The following is a 25,235-nucleotide window of genomic DNA, read 5'->3' as shown; positions in this document are numbered from 1 at the left end:
GGTATTTGGCGATTGAAATGACAAATACCTCGCTTTTTGGAACTATACTTTTAGCATAATGATTAATGAATATACTTAGAACTTACAAGATCTTTTTTTAGGGCATCGGTTGGGATTTCAAATTCTACTACACCCATATAGCCTGGTGCTACTTCGTATTTATCGAAAGAAATAACAAGTTTACCTTTATCAGAAATATAGAATTGTTGTTCGGCTTTAATAGTTGTAAATCCATCTATAACTTCTTCATCAGAACGATTTCCATCTTTTACCCAGTACACTTTATTTGAGTCAGATTCAGCTTGTTTATGCATTTGTTCAATAATGTTTTCGCTGATAGTTTTAATATAATTATCGTCTTTAAATAACATAGGCAGTGTAATTAAAATTTCATTTTGTTTATCAATTGTATCGTAGAGCATTGTTGTAGAAGACGATCCGACGGTATTGACAGTATAACGACCAATGGATAGGATTTGGTCATTGTCTGTTTTAATTTCATAACCACTATCTATCCCTGTGTGCCCACCTCCTAGTCCCTTTAAATAATCAACCTCAGAAATAAAGGCGTCATAAAGCTCCTTTCCTTCTGAACGGTATTTTTCATTTAAAGTATTGGCAAAATCTTTATTTTCTAGGTTTTCGATAGAAGGTACTTTAATATTAGCATCATATGTCTCTTCTTTTACTTCATATTCAGTCCATGTTAAAACTTTTACGATGCTCCCAACAACAGGAATTTCTGAAAGTGTTTGTGCCATAGCAGAACTGACATTTAAACTAGCTGTAAAAAGCATTGCCGCTGCAGCAGATCCAAGGAGCCATTGTGGTAAACGTCTATTCTTTTTCTTTCCTTTCTTTAACGCATTTTCAACGATTAAGTCTAATTCCTTTGGTATTGGCGTATTTTCATATTGTTTTTGTAAGTACTTTAATTTTTTATCATTCATGTGTCATTTCTCCTTCTGTATCTTGCAGTTGAATTTTAAGTATTTTTAACGCTTTATAAAGATGAGATTTTGTCGTGCTAAGTTTAATGCCGAGAATATCTGCCACATCAGCAATTTTTAAATCCTCGAAATAATGCAAAATAATGATTTCACTGTACATTTGTGGCAATTCAGCTAAAGCATGCTTTAAGTCGACGTTTTCGTATTTGTCCTCTTGTGCGGGTGTTAAGTAATGAAGTGTTTCATCATCCGTGACTTGTAAACGTTTATGCTTGCGCAAAAAATCGATGGCAGTACGCACGACGATTTTGTAAAACCAGCTTTTCATGTAATCGACTTTTTCGATGTTGTTGAGCGCAATCATGGCTTTTTGAATGCTGTCCTGTACGACATCGAGTGCATCTTGCTCGTTTTTCGTGTAGCTATAAGCTAGCAAATAAAAACGTTCCTTATTTTCACGTATGAATTGGACAAACACCTCTTCATGTTGAATTGTATTTCTAGTTTTCATGTCCTAAGAAGCTCCTTTTTTCCTGTTCAAATTGTATACTACTAACAGACGTGTGAAAGGGGAAAAAAGTTAATAGAAATTAAAAACTTATCCCTATATGAGATAAGTTTTATCATTCCAAAGTAGTGACATACCAATACAAAGTAAGTCCGTATTCAAACAACGGGGGCTTTAGTATAACAAGGATTTATAACGTATACATAATAGAATTAATAACGTTCCCAAATGAAAGTTTGGAGTCAATAAGAAAAATCGGTAAACGTTGTTGTATGAACTGCTCCCTGTCAAGTAGACAGTGGAAATAATAAAAATGCTTTAAGCGGCTTGAGACCTGAACTCTTTAGGACTCAAGCCGTTTAATGTTTCTTGATATCGTTCGTTGTTATAGAATTTTATATATGTATCAATCGCATGTTTTAACTCTTCGTACGTCTCAAACTTATGTAAATAATACTTCTCTACTTTTAGAGTCCCCCAAAACGCTTCTATCGGTCCATTATCAATACAGCGGCCGACTCTCGACATACTGTGTGTCAGATTTGCTTTCTCTATGATTCGCTTGAATTCTTTTGATGTATATTGATATCCTCGATCACTATGTAGGATAGGAAACTCCTTTTGATTTAACTGGCGTATAGCTGGTTTAACGGTCTTGAAAACTAAATCATTATTATTTAAATGTCCTAATTTGTAACTGACAATAGACTTGTCATATAGATCAATAATCGCACTTAAATAAGCCTTTTTACCATTTCCATACTGGAATTCAGTTACGTCTGTACACCATTTTTGATTTGGCTTTTTGGCCGTAAATTCGCGTGCTAATACGTTCTCAGCTGTGTAATCTGGTGTTACCTTACGGTACTTTTTTGGACGACATCGAATAACTGCCTGTAAATCGGAAATCTGCATCAGTCGATAAATACGTTTTTTATTTACTTTATTTAAGCCTTCTTTTTCGCGCTGACGATTGATTGTCATAGTGATTCTACGATAGCCGTAAATACCATTTACTTGTTTATATAAATGATTAATGGATGCTACTAACTGTCTGTTTTCCAATTCTTGCGATGTTGGCTGGCGGTTTAACCATTTATAATAAGCTGCTCGTGATACGTTAGCTAATTTACAAAGTAATAGAATCGGAAATTTTTCTTTTTCTGCTAATTCTTGAATAGCTAAATAATGACTCTGCGTACGAATTTTACTTAACGAAGCCTCCTTTCGATTTCCTCTAACTTTTTTAAAAGTAAATTTTCAGCACGTAATCTTTCATTTTCACGTTCTATTTGTTGGATTTTTAACCGTAATTTATCTTCTGGTGTACGTTCATCCGCTGATTTCATTCGCCCACGGCGATCTTCAAGAGATTCTTCGCCACCAACTTCAAACTTCCGTACCCACTGGTAAACTTGTTGGTAAGTCACATTATGTTGAGTTGCCGTTGTTTTATAATCCTTTTGATTCTTTATACAAGTTTTCGCAATTTCAATTCGTTCTTCTAGAGTAGTGTTTCTTCCCTTAGTCATAGTTTGGCTCACCCTTTTATTCGAGTCTTTTAAATCACTATGACTATTATATTTTTTTAACCACCTGTTGAATACATTTTGACCACTGATTCCATATTTGGCCATAATCTCGTGCTTTGAATACTTACCTGTTAAGTAATCTTCAATGGCATTTCTTTTCAACTCTTGAGGGTAAATTTTATTTTTCGCAGGACGAAGTAATGCGCTTGTGCCCCCAAATTGATATTTAGCTCGCCATTCGTATAATCTAGCTACATTCACATTAAACATGCGACAAATTTCTCTTACCGAGTAACGACCTTCCTCTAAATATTTAAGAGCCAAAATCTTAGTATCTATTGAAAATGTTTTATTAGACAAAAAAATGCCCCCATTCGACAAACAGATTTTATTTTTTATCTGTCTACCTAATGGGGAGCATATCATGTAGTAACGTTTACCGATTTTTTCTTGTAATATTGTTTATACAGGGTTTTATGCAAGTCACTGTAACGTTATTAAGGCATCTTTTAACAACTACCTAGGAAAATAAGTTATTCAACAATCTGGCCCTATAACGGAAAAACGCGATCTTCTTATTGAAGAAACGCGCCCGATCGTAATATGAGGTTAGCCAGATTTTTCTGGTTGACCTTGTTCTTTTAGGTCTTATTATAACGGTAGTCGGGGTAGAACGTAGCGACCGTGGGACTTAATCCCGTCAACAAAACTGTTCCCCCCTACTTGTATAAACATGTTTCGAGCTGGTTGGGACACGGATCCCGTTTAACAAGCGAACCTATGACATTACAAGCAGCTTTAGGGGTTACCGACTAATTTAACATTTTTTAGAGGAGGAGATTTCATTATGAATCCAGTCGTTGGTCTGGATGTTTCAAAAAGAGAAAGTCAGGTTCAAGCCTTTTTAGATAAAGGCAAACCGTATCGTAAGAGCTTTAGTATTAAACATACTCTTGATGGTTTAGATAGTTTATTAGAATTTCTAAGGGATATTGAGAATTTGGCTGATGGTAAGCAACCTTCGGTTATTTTAGAATCTACAGGTCAATATCATATGCCTGTCATTCAATTTTTGGAGGAGCAACAATATGTCTATATTATTGTAAACCCACTTATCTCTCATCGAGCGAGAAGTACAAATTTACGCAAAGTAAAGACCGATGCTATAGATGCCTATCACTTATGTGAATTGTATTATAAGGAAGAGTTAGAACCATATAAAAAAAGAGACATACAACTCTTAAATCTTCGTAATCTCACTAGACAACAAGAAACGGTATCAAGCACGGCTGCACAAACAAAATTACAGCTACAATCGATTTTAGATCAAGTATTTCCTGAATATAGAGGTGTCTTCGGGAATCTTTATTCAAAGATTTCGTTACAGATTCTATCAATCTATCCTACTTCAGAAGAAGTTCTAAGCGTAAGCGAATCTGATCTTACTGGTAAAATTGCAGAATTATGTACAACTCGTTCAGAAAAATGGGCAAAAGAAAAGTCAATTAAATTGAGAGAAGCTGCATTACGTAATCCATTTCAAAACAACTTGTATCAAAGCCATATCTTTAACCTAAGGATGTTTATTAACATTGTACTTCAATATCAAGAGCATCTATCAAAGTTAGCAGCAGAAATAGATGCCCTCGCTAAAGAGATTGAAGAATATGAGTTAATCCAGTCTATCCCTGGTGTTGGAGAAAAGATTGCGGCAACAATCATCTCTGAAATTGGAGAGATAGAGCGGTTTAATCATCCTAAAAAGCTAGTAGCATTCGCTGGAATAGATCCTAGCGTTTACTCTTCTGGTAGGTTTACTGCTTCAATAAACCGCATAACCAAAAGAAGTTCTAGCAGGTTAAGGCAAGCATTGTTTATGGCTGTACAATGCGGTATAAGAGATGCACGTAAGCAAAAAACAAGTGATGAAATACTCCCTAGAGATAAAAAAAAGAGAGTTTTACGATAAAAAACGCGAAGAAGGAAAACCCTTTAGAGTAGCCGTAATTGCTTGCGCTAATAAGCTTTTACATAAAAAGCTCTATAAACTATATTAAAAGGGAAAGCCAAGAAACGTTAGTTTCACAGCATTTCTTGTCTTTTTGTTTATTTCTAAACTTTCATTTGGGGATGTTATTTGTATGAGCTTGTATAAGAGAATAGATTCTACTTTTTATTAATGAGTTTTTCGTAGATTAGTTAAATTATTACAATATTTTGTTTTTGTGTTATATTTGAGTAATCAAATTTAAAGGAGAGAGGAATATGACAGTCATTACTTTTACGATCATAAATGAATCGGAGGGTATGTTGGTTTAATTTAATCTTGTCACTTATTCTCCGATTCGAGGGATAATATTTACTCGATAACATCGGAGGTCATCAATTTGAACATTAAAACCGTTTATTATTTATTGACGAGTTCTCGCTCGTTTTGTATTCAAATCGTTTTTACACTAAATGCTATTTACTATGTGTCTCAAGCAGGTCTAAATCCACTCCAGTTAGTATTGCTTGGAACAGTTATGGAATTGGCCATTCTATTTTTTGAAATACCTACTGGATTAGTTGCTGATATTTTCGGACGTAAAAAATCAATTATTATTGGGACTTTCATTATCGGTTCGGCTCATCTTTTAGAAGGTAGCATTCCTTCATTTTGGGCAATTGCTATTGGTGCTGCTTTGTGGGGCATTGGATGGACGTTTATTAGTGGCGCAGAAACAGCTTGGATTGCAGATGAATTAGAAAATAAAGAACTTGATACTACTTTATTAAACGGGGCTAAGTTTAGCTCGCTAGGTAGTTTCTTGGGCATTATTGTGAGTGTACTTATCGGAATTATTTTCACAGTGCAAATTGCCATATTACTTGCGGGAGGATTCCTTATTTTAATTGCGATTATTTCGTCTAAAGTTATTCCTGAAACGAAATTTATAAGTATTGCACGTGATGACACTTCTAGTATCAAACAAATGAAAGGCGCACTAAAAGAAAGTCTTTCTCTTATAAAAGGTAATACTATTTTACTTGGTCTTGCCGCAATTACATTGTTCACTGGTTTAGCTAGTGAAGGTTTTGATCGGCTTTGGGGTGCTCATTTTATTGAAGGCTTCCAAATGAATGAAGAAGATGCAGTTAATTGGTTCGGTGCATTTTATGCAATTGCCTTTTTATTGAACATCTGCTTACTAAAAATTGTTGAAACATATGTAAAAGAACGTTTTGCCATTGTTTTAGTATTACTTAACAGTTTACTTGTTGTCGCGATGATATACTTCGCGATTGCTGAACAATTTGTAATAGCTGCTATTTTATACTGGGGAATTGCATCACTTCGAGCCGTGAACTATCCATTAGTAAATGTTATGACAAATAAACAACTACATTCACAAGGGCGAGCAACTGCGCTTTCGATGTATGGGCAGCTTGATGCGTTTGGACAAGTAGCTGGTGGACCGTTAGTTGGAGTTATTGCACTTTATACATCGGTGCAAGGTGGAATTTTTACCTCTGCTCTTTTAATTATTCCTACATTGTATTTTTTATGGAAATTAAGAAAAATCGCTTAAAAAAAGTTTGCTTGTAGAAATAAGTCTTCTTCATCTATGAATGTTTAATAATACAAAAAGGAAACGTTGATTTTGTAACGTTTCCTTTTTTTAAATACTAAAAATGCACCTAAAGCGTCGTTTAGTAATCTTTTATAAAAGAATGTTATTCAATAAAATGGCCCTTTAACGGAAAAACGCGATCTTCTTATTGAAGAATCGCGCCCGATCGTATTATTAGGTCAGCCAGAAAATATTTCTGGTTGACCATTTTTTATATCGATATATGATAACGGTAGCCGAGGTAGAACGTTCGCGCCCGTGGGGCTAAGACCTCGTCCGCAAAACAGTTCACCCCCTACTTGTAGAAACATGTTTGAGGCTGGTTGGGACAGTGATCTCGTATAACAAGCGAAGCTATGACACTACAAAGAGGATTTAGGGGTTACCGGCAATTATCATTTTGAAGGAGGAATTATAATGAATCCAGTCATTGGCCTGGATGTAGCTAAAGGTGAAAGTCAGGTTCAAGCTTATTTGGAAAGAAAGAAGCCCTACAAGAAAAGCTTTAAAGTAAAACATGATCTTGATGGGTTAGCTAGTTTATTAGATTTTATTAAAGAAGTAGAAGATATTTCAGGAGAGCGCCCTCCCCTAGTTATGGAGTCTACAGGCCATTATCACACACCAGTTGTTCGGCACTTACAACCGAATAACCAAAAGAGGCTCTAGCAGACTACGGCAAGCTTTGTATATGGCTGTTAAATGTGCAATTCGTGATTGTCGAAAACAGAAAACTACAGATGAAATCCTTCCTCGTAATAAGAAATTACGGGCGTTTTATAATAAAAAACGTGAAGAAGGAAAACCATTTAGAGTAGCTGTAATAGCTTGTGCAAACAAACTCTTACATTGGATTTATGCACTATTAAAAAACAAAACTTCTTTCCAAGACATAGCATGATTTAACAATTTAACCAAGCAAACCTAAAATTTCCAAATTAAGAATTTGGACGGTTATTTGGCATGCACAAATTTAGTATAACATGATATTTTTATTATTTTTAATGAAAATTATTGACAACTATTAGCTGGTTTTGCGGAAGATTAAGATTAAATTATCAACAAACCGTCTGTGTCAAGGAAAGAATGATTCTTTTCAATTCTCATTCTAAAATGGTTCATTATTCTTATCTGTTCTACGGTTAACCTTTCTTTATTCCAGTACATATGCATTAAGCTATACTCAAAGACTTCTTTTAGTTTTATAAATAAAGGGAGTTTATCTAACATGTCCTTTGGGAGATCGTTTTCCTCTTGGTACCCCTCGATGATTGCTTTCGCAATACCTCTTCCATATTCAATAATGTTCCCACCACCGACAAATGAATACTCTATGGCACTATATATGGGAACAGCTAAATCAAAGATATAAAAATTCTTCTCACAATCTTGAAAATCAACCATTGACAGTTTTAAATTACGATCTACCAATATATTTTCTAACCATAAGTCACCGTGTAACAATCCATAATTGGAATTGTCTTTTGGAATGTTTTTAATCTTTGTTAAAATTTCTTGTGCAACATCTCTAATCGTAGACTCTTCCTCAGGAATATATTTTAGAAAAGCATATTCTTCATTTTGATACCAATCATTGATATATCTAGTCGGATTTATCTCTTCAAATGTTCTAGAGATACGATGTAATTTACCTATTTGCCTACCTAATTCTTTTAAAACCTTTGCATTCCATTGATTTTTTGATAAGTGTTTACCTAAAGCAGATTTATAAAGAACAGTTAATACTTCATTGTTATTAAATGTTATCTTTTCTACCACTTTACCATTTATTGAAACTATTGTAGGTGATACACCTAGTCCTTCTTTATAGAGGTAGTTTGTATATGTCACCTCTTCTAATTGTTCATCATAACCTTTATAGTTTGTAATTCTTGCAAAGTATTCACCTTGATTTGCGGTACACCGAAACATTTCATTTGTTACTGCTTCAACTTTTATAAAATCTAGTGGATATATTCCGTTGAGCAATTCTAGTATTTTTTGTTCCATAATAGCTATCTCCCATCTAAATTACAGATAATATATGGACTAACAGGTAAATAATAACACAAATTACCCAATTTATGTTTATGGACAATATTCAATTAAATGGCCCGATTGTTGAGGTTTGGACTAATTAATTTTTTTAAATGAAAATTGAATATTCAACAGGTTCAACAAACCCTAGCTTCCCTGCTAAGTTTATAGAAGACTCATTTGTCACATCACAATCCCATTTAGGCACGATACTATTTTTCAAACAATACTCTATAAATGAAGTTGCGATTATATTTGCTAATCCTTTTCCTCTATAATCTTTGTGAGTAAAAATATCAATCTCTGCAAATTCTTGTGAAGAAAAAATTGAAGAACATTCACTAATTATTCTTTCATTATGTAGTATGCTGAATCCAAAACCATTTTTAAGAAAGTTTGATGTGGAACCCCAATATTCTTTATAGTAAGCCTCATTAAATTCCAAGCTATTCTTTATTATTTCTGCGTTTATTTTTTTTATAGAATATTCACTAGATTGTAATATTGTTTTGTCTATTTCCTTATCAAAATTATAATTAAAAGAAAATCTGCTCCTTTGTTTAATTTCCTCTTTTAACTGACTCATTATTGCACAATTCCATTTACTCGATGAAGAGAATAAAGTGAATCTTGACTTATTATTTTTCTTATACCTATATAGCTCAAAGAGGAAATTATTGAAATCTAAGTTATCTACCTCTCCCCCCACAAAATAAATACCTGATTTAGTCCCAATCAGAACAGACTTATGAGAACTAGAGTCAACATAAACTGTTCCTTGTATATAGCCATCTAAAATTGAATATACGAAAGTTGGACAAGTTATATTATTTTTGTTCAATGTTCTTTTTAAATTTTTAAATTCCCTTTGATTAAGTGATATCATAAGAACACACCTTTCTATTTTATACCAACTAATGTAAATAACATACTAACCACAATTCAAAGCATGTCATCTATTTACTTATTCAAAGCCCATAAATTGAGGAATGCGTATTCCTTATTAAAGAATCACGCCTGATTGAATATCGAGATAGGATTACTCTTTCTCGCCATGAATTAAATTTAATTGTACGATTCAGTTAGAGGATGATTTCATATATTTTTTGATAACCAAAAGGTAAAATTGAAACAGTTAAAATTCCTGCTACAATAAAAGAAGTTGTTAAAACTCTATATTTTAAAATCGAAATATCTTTTCTTTTACAGGCTATACTTAATACTTTAATCATTGAAAAAACTGTCATAAAAATTATGAAAGCCGAAAAAACACTTGTTAGAATTACCGGCATTTTTTTAACCTCCTTTAACTATTTAACTCACCTTTTGGCGTACTATGTAATTTATATAGTAATACTGCAACTGTTATAAAGAAAAATCCGCTAATTGAAGAAAACGAGAAAAAAATACTTCTTCCTAAAGTCGAGGAATTAAAAATCGAGCTACTAAATATTAACAGTATTACACCTACTATTCCCCAGTAACCAATTCCCCATTTAGATTTTCTTTTGATTAGAAAAAAGCCAGTTACACTTAGAATATAGAGGACACTTACGATCATAATTGTGGGGAAAAAGGGTTGAAATTTAGCTGCATAAACGAAATAATCGAGTGGGCTAATATCATGCCCATTTGTAATCTCTGTATTAAACAAATTGGTAAATGGCGTTGTGTGCTTCCATTCGAATGGTTTTTCTATAATTGCGCTTCCTTCATACCATGCAATAAAAGTTGATATTATGAAAGTTAATATCCCAACAATAAATTGCATTACATACTTAAACATCTCCACTCTCCTCTTACTATTTTTTTTTGCGTCCATTAGGGGATCTGCTAGTATTTCTCGATTTTAATAGTTATTTTTAATTCTTCACTTGTTGTTTCGGTTTCTGATTCAGAAATATTCTTAATCGAATCTTCAACTATTTGTTGAATCAACGTAGCTTCAATATTTGATTTCTTTGGAAAACCTACTGCAACGGTTGATTCGCCAGCTCCACCATCTAACATTATTGCGATTGCATCACTTTCAAGTTCTGTTAATTTTGTAATCGATCCTATTATTTCTGTTTGTAATTCAGCAAATAAGGCTTTATGAGAAACTGCTACTTCATGCTCGCTTTCTAATACCTCTACTTTATTACAACCACCTAACAAGATTGAACAAAATATAATCCCTGAAATTATAGCTTTTTTCAATTTTCTACACCCTTTCATACTATTTCACGAATATATAGTTACTTAACGAACGAACTTGAAATAAGTTCCTTTTAAGGTTAAATATGTAGATAATAGTATGAATAATTAATGTTAATATTTACATAAAAATTAAAGGAAACCTATTATATAAGGTTTCCTTTATGTACTAAGTCCAATTAGTAGATTAAACAATTTATTATTTTATTGTTACCACGCCTTGTGGTAGAGAAAAGTCCTGTATCCAATTTTCAATCATTTGGTTAAAGAAATTAGGATTCTTCAATGATATTCCGTGACCAACATTAGGTATAATTATCCCAGTACTGGCTTGAAGTTTTGAAAAAGTTTTATTTTTAACTAATGGAAAAAATAGCTTTATAGATGGTTTTATCATTTTTCTAATAAATGAATTAGGCCTTGCTAATGCGCTGTTTACGATTGCAAAATTAATTAAATTTGAATTATTACTTAACATTTGAATAGTTACCTGTGCCCCTAATGAGAAGCCAATAACAATAATTTTTTTACCATCAGCTATCTTTTCTATTAACCTATTTACTTTTTCTGCACTTAATTGAATTGAAAAATTTTCGGTATTTCTACTTGCCCCTTGTTCTGGCAAATCTATTGTAATGCAATGATAATTACTGAAGTATTGAATTTGTTTATCCCACATCCAACTACTTACTCCACCACCGTGTAAAAACACCATTAATGGAGCGTTCTTATCCCCATACTCTCGATAACTTAAATCCAAACAATTCACCTCTTTCATATTAATTAATTCTGTTCCATAAATCTTTCAGAAATTCTTTAAAATGGTGTTTCGTGCTTGCAACTAAACTATTTAATGAAAATATGATTGTTACGGATGCTTAAAGGGCCTATAAAACCTATGCAAACCCTTCCTTGAAACGAGGTTCTCTCATTTTATTTATTAAAGAGGAAGAAGGGTCGACATAGTATATAAACCATAAATAGAGTTGTTTCTTTTGGGTATGTGGTAATTTGTCGATATACTTTAACAAGTTGCAAACGCTTTACTACTCTTTACAAATACCCTTTAACACAGCCAATATTTTATAATCGCGGATCGATTGTATCGCTTTCTAATGCAAGCGTTGCAAGTGCACATTCATGTACACGATTGCTGCTTTCCAAACTTACAAAGCGTGAAATCCCCTCTAAGCCTAACTTAAATTCCAATAAAGCGTTCTTCATTTTTCGGGAAGGATTCCGCTGTTTTAACTTTTTCATAATTGCTTCATCTGTATAGTCCATGCCATATATAATGCGTAAATATTCCCGGCCGCGTACTTTAATTGCCGGCTGCAGTAATTTCCCTTTATGGTATGCCATGAAATCCAATGGTTTAATGACAATTCCTTCATGACCATTTTCAGTCATGTCCTGCCACCAATCTATTACTTCCTGTTCATCCTGTTCGCTTTCGATTACACGATATTCTGTCGCTATAAATAACGAACTATTTTCAGCCAAATACGCATTCATTTGCATATGCCAGCTATGAGGCTGTTGGAAATTAGTTGATGAACTATGGGCAAGAATATGGAATGGTGCGATTTGTATACCGGATAGTTCATTTGTTGGCCAGCAATAGTTTTTGAATACCGCATCAAAGCGTGCTGCATTTTTATATTTATCTGTGTATTCCTCCAGCCAGCTTGTAACATCCACATGTTCTGTAGCCTTCAACTTTTCGATGAGTTTATAGCGATCCATTAATGCATTTTCAGCGACCGTTTCATATTGCTGATCGATTAAGCGGTGTGCTTTTAAATTCCATGGTAAAATTTCGGCATCCATTAAGACGAAGCTTGTATCAAACTGCTCGAAGTAATTTTTAGCCATTAGCTCAGCATGGATTTTTTCCACCATCTGTTGCTGCTGTAATTTTTCAAAGAAGGCACGACCTGTACGTGTTGTAATGTAGCCTAAGCTGTCACTGTTAACGAGCTTCTTTGCAACTTCTCTATTTTTTGCAATAAAGATGACCGCACGACTGCCCATATGCTTTTTCTCGGCAATCATTTTTTGAATACCGTTTTTCTTATAGTAATTAAACGCTTCTGCAGGGTGTTCCAAATAGTCCGGTAATGCAGCTGTTTGTGGTGTTGGACTCATTGTTGGCGGAATGTAGATCACCTGCTCCAAAGGCAATGTGTAATGAGAGAATGTATCCATTGCTGCCATAGCATTTTCTTTAGGAATTGCTATTTGATCCCCACTAGTTGTATGAACCTCAAATCCATTTATAAATTGTGCAACATTTGGCGGGCTGAACCTCTTGTTTTCCGCCTCTAAAATAGGGTTGTCCTCTTTGCCGGCATAGTTTGCGAATGCTTTCACACTTCTTAATGTTTGCTCAGGATATTGAAATGCCGTAAGCTCCCCGCCAAATACAACTCCTTGGTCAATATTTATTGTTCGATTTGCTTTAAATGGCTGTACTTTCACATCATGTCCCCAAATAATCAGCTCGCTCGTTTTATGCTGCGAGAACCAATCACCGCGTACAGGCTTACTGGAGCTGTCCGTTTGCTGAATATCACCGTATCGACAAAAATCAGATATGCGTTTAGATTCCTTGCCGATGTAATGGTCCTTTATCCCGGCATGTGTAACAACAGCTTTTGTGATCTTATTTTTCGTTAAAATATAATGTGAGGGTGCCTTTAGAAGCATGCTTGCAAAACGTTCTTTTAGTGCCTTAGCAGCCTCTTCGCCATGCTCCTTTTCATACTCGGTAAATTCTTGCTGGACAAGCTCATCCCCATGGTTGAGCGAAACGTTTTTTCCGTCTAACCAACGCGCTATCTTCCAACCATGATTGCTGTCTGTCATAAAGCTTAATCCCGCTTCAATCTGATTCAACCAAAATTGCATCGTTTCAATTGATTTCGGACCTCGGCTCATAATATCGCCTACAGAAATTAACCGTCGCCCAGCTGGGTGAATATATACATCGCCGCGCTGCTCATAGCCAAGATCCTTCAAGAGCACAAGCATCTCATCATAGCAGCCATGAATATCCCCGATAATATCAAAACCACTTTCGATTTCTAAATAAAGTTTATTCGGTTCACGGACAATCTCGACGCTTTCATCATTTACTTTATAAATTTTGGCAAATGGCTCTTTCTTAATTGCTTTTAACTCATATTTCAGCGTATTGAATTGCTGCAGCACGCGTTTACGACCTCGAGGATTATCGCGCAATACATCACGGGCCAACAGCTGCTCTTTTGGTGTGTTTAAAATAAGCGCCAGAACGGGTACGTGATTGCGCTTAGCTATTTCAAAATATTTGGCGCGTTCAAAGCCGCGTAAGTTTGTTGCATCAATAATCGATACTCTATTTAACTTCGCACGGGCTTCCACAATCGTATGAAGCGCTTGGAATGCCTGCTCTGAAATGCGCTGATACTCTTCGTAAATAATATCCTCGTTATCTTTTGATACAGACGAAAGTTCGATAAAATCGATATCCGCCACAAGCCGACGATAGTAGTCAGAGCTAATTATTTCGCTTTCGAGGAGCTGATCCGAATCAACTAATGATTGCAGTAATGTGGTTTTCCCACTATTCGATGGCCCGATTAAAAGTACAATGGCCCCGTTTGGAAGTTTAAATTGCATGTGAATCTCTCCTTGTCATGATACACATTTGAGTAGGTGCACCGTATTGCTCATGTATAGTACCAATTCCTTCAAAATGTAGGTCATAGTTTGGCGCTACAGCTTTACACCAAGCCTCGAACTGCTTGCGGTCCCATTCAAAGCGATGATCATCATGGCGCATTAGCTTAAGTTCGTAAACTGTATTATACTCCGCGTTTGGAGTGGTAATAATTAAGTGCTGAGGCATATAATTTTGCGTAATGAGCTGCATAATCTGAGGCAGTCTTTCCTCATCAATATGCTCAATCACCTCGCATAAAACAAATACATCCGCTCCTGCAAACTCTTGATCCTCATAATAAAGTGAGCCCCATTTAATAATAGGTGTCGTGGCAAACTGCTGATCAGCGAACCGCTTTTCCATTTTAGCAAGTGCATGATTACTAGGATCTACACTATACAGTTTTGTAATCGTATCGATTTGCGCAAGAAGCATCGATAACTTCCCTTCTCCTGCCCCCATATCGATAACTGTTTTAGGCTTTAAAGCGGTAACTGTCCGGGCAATGGTCTCATAGCGACGCGTATTTAAAGATGGCTTGTCAACTTTTTGCTCATTCTCTTCATTTAATAAGAGTTGCTTAAAGCGCAATGCTTTTTTGTAAATAAACTCACGCATTGGATGAGTTTCAAGCCAGCCCACACCGTAGTTTTCCAATCGTTCACGCTCTGCTTCATCAATATAATAATGTTTATAGTCATCCATGACTGGGATTATAATAAAAATTTGTTGTAAGGCTTTCTTTAAACTGATGGTGTTGAAAAGCGTTAAGAAGCGTGCACGTCTAGTGTCCACCATTGTATCAATTGTCACGTCATAGCCTAGCGGTTCCCATAAACCACGAATTTCCTCATCTGAAAGGCTCGATGAAATTGGGCCAAACTCAAATGTAAACGGAAAGTCCATCGCTGCATATTGTATATATTCTTCCTTAGGTTTTCCGTTCAGCGCAGTACCTAAAGCCGAACGTATAAGAGATAAGAAAATGGTACTTACAGCAAATTCCCGGTCATTAATATAATGGGTAATATCATACGCTTCATTATCTTTTACAAGTGCCAATGAATCAGGTGTAACAAAAATGGAAGCGTATAATTCGTCATCTGTCATTTTATGATAAGCAAATCGAACCGAATGCCCTTTTACTTTGCGCTCATATACGGTTGACGGGTTTTTCGCCAGTAAATGCGATATTGCTCTTGCATGCGGATTTTTTGTGTAAATAGATAGTTGCATAAAGTTAATTTTCTCCTTTAAGGGATTATTACTAGTGTCTATTATAAATGAGTGGCAGCCGAAATGTTTGTAAATTTGTAGTTGGTGTTTCAGGCCTCCAAAATCTTTGTGCCTTTTCATCATATACATGAAAAGCGCCCAATTGTTGAATGTTGAACCCAAAAAGCATTGCCCACGGCAGGAGTCGGTATGAGCAAATGGGAGGATATGACACTATTTGACATACAGTTGAAAGGAACGGAAGAATACGTCAATCAAGAAGAGGACAAGGTTTTAGCTATTTTGTCGGGAGTTTTGGAAAAAAGAGGTTATGATAACTACGAATTAATGATTTCTGACACAAATGAAATATCACCCGAGCTAGCTAAGATATTTAATCAAAGGGGAGAAATAGGCGAAAAGTTGAAGTCGGACTTGCAGGCAGCAGGCTATACGATTTTGGATATTAACGCATACTCGCCTATCATCAAAGTATATATACCGGTTACTGATGAAGCTAAGAAAGCAGAAATTAAAACAGTAGCGAGTGAATTCTTGAATTCAAACGGCTCATTGAAAAGTGTACAGATTATAACAAAAGATGTTTCGGTTGAAGAATTTGAGACAAAGTGGATGCCCGTCATTACAAGTATTGAAGAAGAGTTATACCTAAAAAAAGAGTACCGGGTAGATGACATTAGTTATACCTTCAACCCTAAAAAAGTGTCTATTACCATCAAGCTGAACATGAACTCATCACATACTGAATCTAAAGAGGCAGTGAACAAAATCCATGAAAGAATTACTGAATTCCTAAATAGTGAAGAAGTAAAAATAAAGACAGACAATCAGGTATATGAGTTAATTATCCAAGACAAGAACAGCAAGGATTTTCAATTTTAAAAACAAAAATACTTACCAACATAGTAGAGCAACCTCATTTATGACGTTGCTTCTTTTCTATTTAAAGTTACATTTGAATCGCGCCTAATTGCTGATCTCACTAATCCTCTTAGAATAACAAACTCATTACAATTAATTCACCCTTAGTCCCTTGACGGCGCACACCGTAATCCTTAAAACCACACTTCTTATAAAGATTTTGGGCAGCAGTGTTTGCAACATTAACAGCAAGTACGATTTCATTAATATGAGGGAAATTCTCTTGTACATATGCGGGTAGTAACTGCAATGCCTGCTTTGCATAGCCTTTCCCTTGTTCATTAACCTCTGTTGAAAAAGCACGTACTAAAATCGCATTACAATTATCCGAATATGGTGCTACTCCTTCCTGCTGATGTAAATCAAAATATGTTACAAGCTTTCCTTCAACGATCGCTAATATAGGCGTTCTACTATTATTTGCTAGTTTTACACATTCACGTGGGTGTCCTGTAAATTTTAGCTGGCTTTCAACTAATTGATATTCGTTAATTAAATTTTGGTATGATTGATTGAATGATTGAAATTCCATAATTAGCGCCTCCAAATAAGAACCTACGTTCCTATTTTAACTTTTTGTTTTGAATATTGCAATATTTTTAGGAATTATGTGCCAATTAACGCTTTGGTAGCGTTTCATATTTTTGATTCTACATACAAGTTAAGTTAGGATTACTCCAGAAAAAATGTGATTCAACAATATGGCCCTATAACGGAATAACGCGATTTTCTTATTGAAGAATCACGCCCTTTAATGGAATAACATAAATATTTAAAAGAGCTAAAGCTTTAGAAAATAAAATTGACCTAAATCTTACTATTTTATTTCCCTATCATTTTTATCCCTAATAATAATTTCGTATGGAATTTCTTCAATCGATAACTCTTCTCTTTTCAACTCTATGATTTTATCTACATACTCTGTAATTTGATTTATCTTTTTATCTGAATTCCCGAACCATTTAGATGAATGGATGTTAGTTTTAATTATAATTTGTAATGGTTCAGGGTGGAATGAGTAGGCAAACCCCCGATATTCCTTAAACCTCTTATTCGTTTCTTCACTTATCGCACTAAAGATTGGTTGCCATTGTTGATCACGTATCGCACTTTCGCTTTTCTTTTGTATCTTAACCGTATATTCTAAATCCGTTTTTGAGAGAATCGTTTGATCGATGATTTTTTTGAGATCTTCAATTTCTTTACTTTTCCCGAAATCTTCCTTCATTCCTTGCATTTCAATAAGGATTTCATTATTCGAATTAGTTGAGATTGAATTAGACGGATACCCCCTTTCCTTTAATAAAGCCGAAATTTTTTCAATTACTTCCATCATAGTTTCCCTTTGCTTTTCATCTTCTTCACTTAATGCAGGATAGTTATCGAGAGCAAGAAAATCTACTGTATAATTTTGAAACCCAATCATATTTGCCGTGTTATGGATGATCTTTTCAATGTTTGTTTTATTGGCTTCTAAAAATGCCTTATTCTGAACCTGCACAGTTACGTTTCGTTCTTCATGTGAAAAACCTAAACCAACTTTAAACCCATTATCGTTTAGTTCCTTAGCACTTTTTGTTAAAAACTGCTCTAATTTCTTTTTTTCCGCTTTCGTTTCTTCCATACTTTTAACTAATGTACTTTCTATTGCTTCGGTATTTATAGATGCTGTTTTATTTGACCCTTTTTTAAGTATCATATTAGATGCCGTTATTATGAGTAATAACACAACAAAGCCTGTTAGGACTTTTTTCAAAATACCGCCTCCCATTAAGAAGGTATGTCGGTATTTTTACATTATTCTCATTATCATTCCACATAATTGTATATTTAATTTAATTGAACTTCTTTACTTTATCCCACTCGCGTTATTCAACAATATAGCCGATTCTGGCATAACAATTGCTCCCAAATGCTAATAACTATAATAGTTGCACTTCTGTTTTTAAGTACTGAAACGTCTCATTTACTGAGCGATAACCATCACACATCGGATTTCAATTCATACATATACAGCTCATTCCCGTCCAAAAACAGCAACTTATTCTCCCGGTTATTCACTAATTGCGGTTCGAGAGGCTTACCATTTGGTTTCATTAGTTCGAGTTTACGGACCGTCTTATATTCATTGCCTTCACGTTGTAACTCAAAAAATGCATGTTCCCCTCTCCCTTGGTACGCAATGATTGTCTCCCCTTTTACCGCAAATGCATGAAAATGCATATCTTCAGTTGGATAATACTTTGTGAGACCTTCTTTCCGTACACCAATCATCGATTCCAGGCTAAAGAAAAACCAAATTCCTTCATTAGGTACATCATTCAACGCTAAACACTCAAAAATATAATATTCCGTATCCTCTTCAAGCGAATCCATCTTACCACCCGACGCGTCCCAGCCAACTAGCCCGCTACTGCCAACCGGATCCTTCCAGCCGTAATTGCCGAAAACGCCTTCATCAAAGTATCCTGTCCAAATCTCTTGATTCTTTGTTACGAATACATGCTCAATACCATCCCCTAAACAAAAGGATCGGATGAAACAACCATTTTCATCATAGACTCGTGCGTTTTCTTCAATATTTTGAGCATCATGGTAATACGACCGCGCGCACACAAGTAGAATGTGTCCGTCATCTATCGGCTGTATGTAATGATAATTCCATGTCTCTTCCGGCAAATCCAGCACTTTCTTTTGTCCATCTTTTAGATGAACGACTTGATATCTATAGCTTTTTTCCGTAACAGTTGCAGGGAAGGAACCACCAATTAGTGGAATTTGCTCCTCCCTCAGTAGAACAAATACATCGTTGTCATGTCCAAGTGCAATTGAAAGAGGTGTCATTTTTTTCAGCTCTTCTTTCAGATTAGCAATTGGATTCATCGGTATTTTGAGTATTGATATCATAATCTTTCACCAACCCTTTCTTTATAAAGATTGCTGTATCTTAACGGCCATTAATTATTGCTTTTTACTTTTAAACTCTTAATATTCTCCCCAGGCTATGTACGCTATACCTATGATAATTCCCCCTTGTCTCACAATCCATCATTTTATTTTACCACAAATTTTCCATATCCCTGCGTTTGATAGTATGCGAATAGCAAGTTTCAAACAAATCTAAATTACTTTTCATGAACTTTCACATATACACTTCCAAATAGGCTTTCCCCTATATAAGCATCTAACTTCCATATACCACTTTTAGGTAATGCCATGTTAGATGGGGCGTGTTTGTCTGCGCCATTATTAGCACCACCTAGTCCGCCACTGGTTACGAAGATTTCTTCATCTTCATTTTCATGTGTGGCTACAACTTTTAGTTCTCCTTCTAACTCTTGTTCTTCCCCCCAAAAATGCCACATGTACTTTTGCTCTTTATCAGGATAGAACCTAACTACTTCGCTATCATCGTAAATAAAACCTAATCGCCCTTCTTCTCCAATCATTGTGTAACCGCCTGATTCAAAAAGTGAACTTTCATTCCAATTGTTTTTAATTACTTTTTCATTTTTTCCAATGGACTCCTCTTCCTTACAGCCTGCAATTGCAAACGATAAAATTACTGCGAAGATTAAAAGGATTCTTTTTTTCAACATAAATACCTCCCACTGACTTTTAATGCTTATTCTCTATCTTACTTTGATAACCCTTCAAAAAACGCCAAAAAGGGGCAATCCTTTTATCCCAGAAAAGCACCTGAAATCAAAAGGAAAACCTGAAACCCTAAAGCGGAATTTCTTCCTCTATTTCCGCCCCTCCCTTCATTACGCTTTCTCGACTTTTATAATAGGTCGATATGTTTTAATATTTCAATACAGTAATTTTTTTACAACCAAATCAGATTTGCTGCGTCTAATAATTGAAAGGGTGAGGAGGATGCTTGAACGAGTGCTAGAACAAGTAGAAGTAAGTGATTTAAATAAAGAGGAGAGAATTGAATGGTTGATGAATGAATACGGCCAAAATATAGCTCGTTTAGCATTTACTTATACTAAGCAGAAGCAACTATCAGAAGATATTGCGCAAGAAGTATTTATTAAGTGCTACGAGAACTTAGACAACTTTAGGAATGAATCTACTTATAAAACATGGTTATACCGTATTACGGTGAACCTATGTAAAGATAAGTTAAGGAGCTGGTCTTTTAAAAATATCGTACTTACTGAATTTTTCACAAAAATAAAGAGTACAAATAAATCACCTGAAATGGAATTAGTCGGTCTAGAGGAAAGGCGATTAGTTGCAGAAAAAATACTTTCCTTACCCGTGAAGTATCGAGAAGTAATTATTTTATATTACTATGAAGAAATGTCATATAACCAAATATCAGATTTATTAAATTTGAGTATACAAACGATAAAGTCTCGATTACATAGGGCGCGCCTCTTGTTAAAAAAGTTACTAGAAGGGAGCATCAAACATGGATGACATGTTTAAACAAATCGTAGAGACTATGAACAAAACTGTGTTAAAGGACATTCACTTCGATGCGAAACAGAAAGAAAACGTAAGGCAGGTTATATACAAAAGAAAAAAGAAGCGCCATATCAAGCCAACGTTGAATTATCTATTACCAATAGCTGTAGCGTGTCTGTTTTTTATAGGCACAAGCTATTATGTTACTACGGAAATGGAAATTTTCTCACGTGAGGAGCAGACGGCAGGTTTAAATACCAACAAGGGAGATGTTCCACCTGGCCCCAAAGTTGAAACCAACATCTATACACCTCCTGCCCAAGAGGAATCATACGAAGAGATGACAAAAGAAGATGTGGTTAGCAAGCTCTTAAATACGGTGGATTATTTTTACACAGCAACCGGAAAATTCGAAGATTATTCAATATATTATGACGACTCAGATAGTAAGTCAGTGACTGAGTATAAACTAAGTATAAAAAATGTAATTGGTGGCTATCAGAAAAGTACCTCTCAATTTGACGAAAAGTTAATGGGGTATGGGGAAATGATAAACGAAATTATTTATAATGAAGAAAAGGTCTGGCTTAAAGAAAGTGTAAATAAAACATATCTAGTTCATGACTATCAATCAACACCCACACGAGACCCGATAACGCCTGAGGAAGCGTTTAATTTAGAATTGAAAGACATTTATTCAGATAAGGCCCCATTTAGAGAAAGACCGGAAATTTCCGCTGGCGGCATGTCTTTGTTTCCCTATGAAATCACAGCTAGTTACTTAAGAAATACAGAGCTTTGGGAGATAGAAAAACAAAATGAAGAATTGTTAGGTCATAATACCATTGTTTTATATGGAAAAATGGATGAACAAGTAATAAATAGATTCAAAATGAAAGAAACTACCGATACGTTTCGCTTTTGGGTAGATAAAGATACTGGAATCTTAGTTAAATATGAAACGTATGATACGGACGGTCAACTTACTAGTTATCTCCATCCAGAAAGTTTGGAAGTGAATATACCCATTGAACCACAAGATTTTGTACCAAACTTGGATGGATATAAACCTTTTGTTCCACACGGAAAAAAGCCCGAGCTTGATTCAAGAGAAGAAGAAATAGAAACTGTAGATTCTGCAGACACCAATAAAGAAGATACGGAGGCTATAGTAGATTTAATGCGAAAGGACTTGCCTTTCCTGTATGAATTCACGCATCCCGATCTTGAAATATCTTCAGCTTACTATATGGAATTTGAAGAAAAATTCAGCCACGCTTACCTTACGTATATTCCCAAAAATGAAGCGGGAATAGTATACGTAACCGCTTATCACCAGGATTCCTTTATGCGTCCTTCGAATAATTTCGATGTGATTACAGGAAAACAACTTGAACTGTTCACGTTAAACGGCATTGAATGGAAAAGCTATGAATTAAAAGATGTTTTAGGCGCCAAGTTTATAGGCATGAAAGATGATTATATATATGAGGTCGTGAGTCAAAAAATATCCCTCGAAGAAATGAAGGCTTTATTAGAATCTTTTCATCCAGTAAATTAGGGATGAGTAATAGCCATATAAAAAGAAGTAAAAGCGCTCAGAAAAAATTTGAGCGCTTTTATGCGTATTTCATCATCGCTACATTTTTTTATCTTGTGTCGTTCCATCTGGATTTACTTGATACTGCCAAAGTTCCCCATCTTCCCCTCTGTAAATGTACAGATACATAAATACTTCATCCTCAACAAAATTTATATATAACTGATAATCCACATTTCCTTCTCTAATTGCATCAAAGGGGACTCTTTGTATACTTTTTTCATACTCGAAATCGTCGTTCACTTTATCGTAAACCCATACTTCATTGGTCTCGAATTCGCCTTCTCCAGCGAAATATTCTGTTCCGAATATTTCTTCTACTTCATCTTTAGTTTGACCTATTTTTGCATTTGCTTCTATAAACTCTTTATCTAATATGGGACTCGAATCTGATTCACTATATACATCTGAACAACCAACTAATAAAAAACTTAATAATACAGTAAGTAGTATCCTTTTCATGCTATTCCCCCATTGTTTGATTGCTACGTGTAAATTTTATTTCAGAACACTTTCAAACTCTGCAATCATTTTGCTAAATTTCGATTCATATAGCTTCTACTGCCAACCGCCATAAAATTAAAAGACCTAAGCCTGGTGTAATACCAAACCTAAGTCTTTTAATTTCGCCAATTACATCTATCTAAATTTAACTTTAGATTAAATCAAAGTCATTCATCCAGGTTTTCTTTTTAATCATTAATATGGGTCTGCCTCATGGCTTTTCTTCACTGCATCTTTTGTTGCCTCATTCGCAGCGATCGTACCCTGACCATACTTAGAAATCCCTGACTCTCGACCCGGTAATTTACCTTCCTGAGCCAACTTTTCGATTTCTTTCATTTTCATTTCAATTCCTTCCTTCACACGGCGACCATAATCTTCATCAGCCTGTGTAAAGTGATGAATCATCGCTTCCTGAATGCGCTCGTCACAGATTGCCAGAGCATCCGATAAGTTATTTATGAGCTCATCACGTTCCCAGTCTTCAAAACTGCGGTATGTTTCACCTGCTTGACCATAGTTATTCGGGCGATCAATCGGCTCACTCATTAATGCCGCATTATAAGATGGCTGATGTGGTGGATATGCTTTATCCCCTGCATCACGGTAGCCACCAATCATTGACGGCTCATAATTAATATGTGGGTTTTCACCGGATTCTTTAGGATCACGAGTATCCATCTGACCACGCTGCTGATTTGTACGAACCGGTACCTTTGGTGCGTTGACTGGCAATTTTAAATAATTCGAGCCTACACGGTAACGCTGTGTATCTGAGTATGAGAATGTACGCCCCTGCAACATTTTATCGTCTGAAAAATCCATACCGTCTACTAGAACACCAGTGCCGAACGCAGCCTGCTCGATTTCTGCATGAAAATCTTCAGGGTTGCGGTTAAGCACCATACGACCTACAGGCAACCAAGGGAACTTATCTTCCGGCCATAGTTTTGTGTCATCAAGTGGATCAAAATCAAGTTCCGGATGATAGTCGTCCTCCATAATTTGGACGAACAGCTCCCACTCTGGATACTCTCCACGTTCAATTGATTCATATAAGTCCTGTGTAGCATGTCCTACGTTTGTAGCCTGAATGGAGTTTGCTTCTTCCTGAGTCAAATTACGGATTCCTTGTTTTGGTTCCCAGTGATACTTTACAAGTACAGCTTCACCTTTTTCATTAACCCATTTATATGTGTTAACTCCTGAACCCTGCATATGGCGGTATGTCGCTGGGATACCCCAAGGTGAAAATAGGAACGTAATCATATGCGTCGCTTCCGGTGAACGTGAAACAAAGTCAAACATACGCTGTGGATTCGGTACGTTGGAAGCTGGATCTGCTTTAAAAGCATGAATCATATCAGGGAACTTCATCGCATCACGAATAAAGAAAATCTTTAAATTGTTCCCTACAAGATCCCAGTTACCATCTTCTGTATACATTTTCACCGCAAAGCCGCGTGGATCGCGTGCAGTCTCAGGTGAATCCTTTGCACCTGCTACTGTAGAAAAACGCACCATAAGTGGCGTTTGTTTACCGGCACCAGAAAAGACTTTTGCGCGGGTATATTTTTCTACAGGCTCATCTCCAACCTTACCGTAAGTTTCAAAATAACCGAAAGCACCTGAACCACGTGCATGTACTACACGTTCAGGAACCTCTTCACGATCGAAGTGTGAAATTTTTTCAATGAAATGGTAATTTTCTAAAGTCGCTGGTCCACGGTTACCTACTGTACGGATATTTTGGTTGTCCCTTACAGGATGTCCTTGACGAGTAGTTAGAATTTCACGTTCCCCATCCTCTTTTTTTGCAACATGTTTGTCTTTGTTCTCTGCCAAAATAAAACCTCCCCTTTAATCAATTACTAAAATACATTGCTAATAAGCATGATAATAAAATACATTTTGCTACTATATCTTTATACCCTAATTTATCTGTTTATAATCAAAGAAAAATTAACTTTGTCCTGTCCCACACTATATGAATACAGGTCTCTGTCGAATGA

General features: G+C 35.5%; 21 protein-coding genes and 4 pseudogenes. 7 read left to right on the top strand and 18 right to left on the bottom strand.

Annotation, left to right across the window (positions count from 1 at the left end; all coding sequences use genetic code 11):
- Window positions 1-62 precede the first annotated feature (62 nt).
- The 3 genes from MHH44_RS09255 to MHH44_RS09245 all read right to left on the bottom strand — a co-directional run bounded on the left by MHH44_RS09255 (window position 63) and on the right by MHH44_RS09245 (window position 3,350).
- A complete protein-coding gene (locus MHH44_RS09255) occupies window positions 63-950 on the bottom strand; it encodes a DUF3298 and DUF4163 domain-containing protein (RefSeq protein WP_340798396.1) in 888 nt (295 codons plus the stop codon).
- Window positions 943-1,461 carry an RNA polymerase sigma factor gene (locus tag MHH44_RS09250; protein ID WP_340798395.1) on the bottom strand — a complete coding sequence of 173 codons (519 nt, stop codon included), beginning with the start codon at window positions 1,459-1,461 and terminating at the stop codon, window positions 943-945. Before MHH44_RS09250 ends, MHH44_RS09255 begins: the two co-directional genes overlap by 8 nt.
- Window positions 1,462-1,776: 315 nt before the next feature.
- Window positions 1,777-3,350 (bottom strand): IS3 family transposase gene (locus MHH44_RS09245; protein ID WP_340797534.1). Its coding sequence is split into 2 segments (ribosomal slippage): window positions 1,777-2,711 and window positions 2,711-3,350, totalling 1,575 coding nucleotides; the frame shifts between segments, so codons are not numbered across the junction.
- Window positions 3,351-3,837: 487 nt separating this feature from the next.
- On the opposite strand from MHH44_RS09245, the pseudogene MHH44_RS09240 reads away from it, so the two are divergent.
- The 4 genes and pseudogenes from MHH44_RS09240 to MHH44_RS21190 all read left to right on the top strand — a co-directional run.
- Window positions 3,838-5,047: pseudogene (locus MHH44_RS09240) on the top strand (IS110 family transposase).
- A 330-nt stretch (window positions 5,048-5,377) separates the two neighbouring features.
- Window positions 5,378-6,562: an MFS transporter gene (locus tag MHH44_RS09235; RefSeq protein ID WP_340798394.1), complete on the top strand. Its 1,185-nt coding sequence runs from the start codon at window positions 5,378-5,380 to the stop codon at window positions 6,560-6,562.
- Between the two features lie 459 nt (window positions 6,563-7,021).
- Window positions 7,022-7,249 (top strand): annotated as a pseudogene (locus MHH44_RS21195) (IS110 family transposase); the annotation flags it as partial.
- Window positions 7,242-7,505: pseudogene (locus tag MHH44_RS21190) on the top strand (IS110 family transposase); the annotation flags it as partial. The pseudogenes MHH44_RS21195 and MHH44_RS21190, both read left to right, overlap by 8 nt.
- A 149-nt stretch (window positions 7,506-7,654) precedes the next feature.
- Here MHH44_RS21190 and MHH44_RS09225 read toward each other — a convergent pair.
- From MHH44_RS09225 to MHH44_RS09185, 9 genes and pseudogenes are all read right to left on the bottom strand, one after another.
- Window positions 7,655-8,614, bottom strand: a complete 960-nt coding sequence (locus MHH44_RS09225) for a phosphotransferase enzyme family protein (RefSeq protein WP_340798393.1) — start codon at window positions 8,612-8,614, stop codon at window positions 7,655-7,657.
- A gap of 136 nt (window positions 8,615-8,750) precedes the next feature.
- Window positions 8,751-9,527 carry a GNAT family N-acetyltransferase gene (locus tag MHH44_RS09220; RefSeq protein ID WP_340798392.1) on the bottom strand — a complete coding sequence of 259 codons (777 nt, stop codon included), beginning with the start codon at window positions 9,525-9,527 and terminating at the stop codon, window positions 8,751-8,753.
- A 196-nt stretch (window positions 9,528-9,723) separates the two neighbouring features.
- The gene (locus MHH44_RS09215) at window positions 9,724-9,933 is read right to left on the bottom strand and encodes a hypothetical protein (protein WP_340798391.1); all 210 of its coding nucleotides are present in this window, start codon (window positions 9,931-9,933) and stop codon (window positions 9,724-9,726) included.
- A 14-nt stretch (window positions 9,934-9,947) separates the two neighbouring features.
- Entirely contained in the window at window positions 9,948-10,427 is a 480-nt protein-coding gene (locus MHH44_RS09210; RefSeq protein ID WP_340798390.1) for a YjdJ family protein, read from the bottom strand.
- A 47-nt stretch (window positions 10,428-10,474) separates the two neighbouring features.
- Window positions 10,475-10,840 (bottom strand): topoisomerase, encoded by a 366-nt coding sequence (locus MHH44_RS09205; RefSeq protein WP_340798389.1) that lies wholly within the window; start codon window positions 10,838-10,840, stop codon window positions 10,475-10,477.
- Window positions 10,841-11,036: 196 nt separating this feature from the next.
- A complete protein-coding gene (locus MHH44_RS09200; protein WP_340798388.1) occupies window positions 11,037-11,597 on the bottom strand; it encodes an alpha/beta fold hydrolase in 561 nt (186 codons plus the stop codon).
- Between the two features lie 142 nt (window positions 11,598-11,739).
- Window positions 11,740-11,868: pseudogene (locus MHH44_RS09195) on the bottom strand (IS1595 family transposase); the annotation flags it as partial.
- Window positions 11,869-11,920: 52 nt separating this feature from the next.
- On the bottom strand, window positions 11,921-14,500 hold the full coding sequence (locus MHH44_RS09190; RefSeq protein ID WP_340798387.1) for an AAA family ATPase: 2,580 nt from the start codon (window positions 14,498-14,500) through the stop codon (window positions 11,921-11,923).
- A complete protein-coding gene (locus MHH44_RS09185; protein WP_008408881.1) occupies window positions 14,490-15,779 on the bottom strand; it encodes a methyltransferase domain-containing protein in 1,290 nt (429 codons plus the stop codon). Before MHH44_RS09185 ends, MHH44_RS09190 begins: the two co-directional genes overlap by 11 nt.
- A 189-nt stretch (window positions 15,780-15,968) precedes the next feature.
- On the opposite strand from MHH44_RS09185, the gene MHH44_RS09180 reads away from it, so the two are divergent.
- A complete protein-coding gene (locus tag MHH44_RS09180) occupies window positions 15,969-16,661 on the top strand; it encodes a DUF4030 domain-containing protein (protein WP_340798386.1) in 693 nt (230 codons plus the stop codon).
- A 109-nt stretch (window positions 16,662-16,770) separates the two neighbouring features.
- On the opposite strand, the gene MHH44_RS09175 is transcribed toward MHH44_RS09180, so the two are convergent.
- From MHH44_RS09175 to MHH44_RS09160, 4 genes are all read right to left on the bottom strand, one after another.
- Window positions 16,771-17,232, bottom strand: a complete 462-nt coding sequence (locus MHH44_RS09175; protein WP_340798385.1) for a GNAT family N-acetyltransferase — start codon at window positions 17,230-17,232, stop codon at window positions 16,771-16,773.
- Window positions 17,233-17,517: 285 nt separating this feature from the next.
- On the bottom strand, window positions 17,518-18,456 hold the full coding sequence (locus tag MHH44_RS09170; RefSeq protein ID WP_340798384.1) for a hypothetical protein: 939 nt from the start codon (window positions 18,454-18,456) through the stop codon (window positions 17,518-17,520).
- A gap of 227 nt (window positions 18,457-18,683) precedes the next feature.
- Entirely contained in the window at window positions 18,684-19,607 is a 924-nt protein-coding gene (locus MHH44_RS09165) for a hypothetical protein (protein ID WP_339264442.1), read from the bottom strand.
- A 218-nt stretch (window positions 19,608-19,825) separates the two neighbouring features.
- Complete coding sequence (locus MHH44_RS09160) at window positions 19,826-20,299, bottom strand: hypothetical protein (protein ID WP_339264441.1); 474 nt, start codon at window positions 20,297-20,299, stop codon at window positions 19,826-19,828.
- 292 nt (window positions 20,300-20,591) lie between these two features.
- Here MHH44_RS09160 and MHH44_RS09155 point away from each other — a divergent pair, with 292 nt between their 5' ends.
- Window positions 20,592-21,131, top strand: coding sequence for a sigma-70 family RNA polymerase sigma factor (locus MHH44_RS09155; protein ID WP_340798383.1), 540 nt, complete (start codon window positions 20,592-20,594; stop codon window positions 21,129-21,131).
- Window positions 21,124-22,680 carry a hypothetical protein gene (locus tag MHH44_RS09150; RefSeq protein WP_340798382.1) on the top strand — a complete coding sequence of 519 codons (1,557 nt, stop codon included), beginning with the start codon at window positions 21,124-21,126 and terminating at the stop codon, window positions 22,678-22,680. The genes MHH44_RS09155 and MHH44_RS09150 overlap by 8 nt, the downstream gene beginning before the upstream one ends.
- A 78-nt stretch (window positions 22,681-22,758) precedes the next feature.
- Here the strand turns inward: MHH44_RS09150 and MHH44_RS09145 are convergent, their stop codons facing one another.
- The gene (locus tag MHH44_RS09145; RefSeq protein ID WP_340798381.1) at window positions 22,759-23,181 is read right to left on the bottom strand and encodes a PhoU family transcriptional regulator; all 423 of its coding nucleotides are present in this window, start codon (window positions 23,179-23,181) and stop codon (window positions 22,759-22,761) included.
- Between the two features lie 237 nt (window positions 23,182-23,418).
- On the bottom strand, window positions 23,419-25,068 hold the full coding sequence (locus tag MHH44_RS09140) for a catalase (RefSeq protein WP_087617357.1): 1,650 nt from the start codon (window positions 25,066-25,068) through the stop codon (window positions 23,419-23,421).
- Window positions 25,069-25,235: the final 167 nt, after the last annotated feature.

This window comes from Solibacillus sp. FSL K6-1126 (assembly GCF_038003445.1).
GTDB classification, from domain to species: domain Bacteria; phylum Bacillota; class Bacilli; order Bacillales_A; family Planococcaceae; genus Solibacillus; species Solibacillus silvestris.
This window is presented reverse-complemented; position numbering and strand designations above follow the sequence as displayed.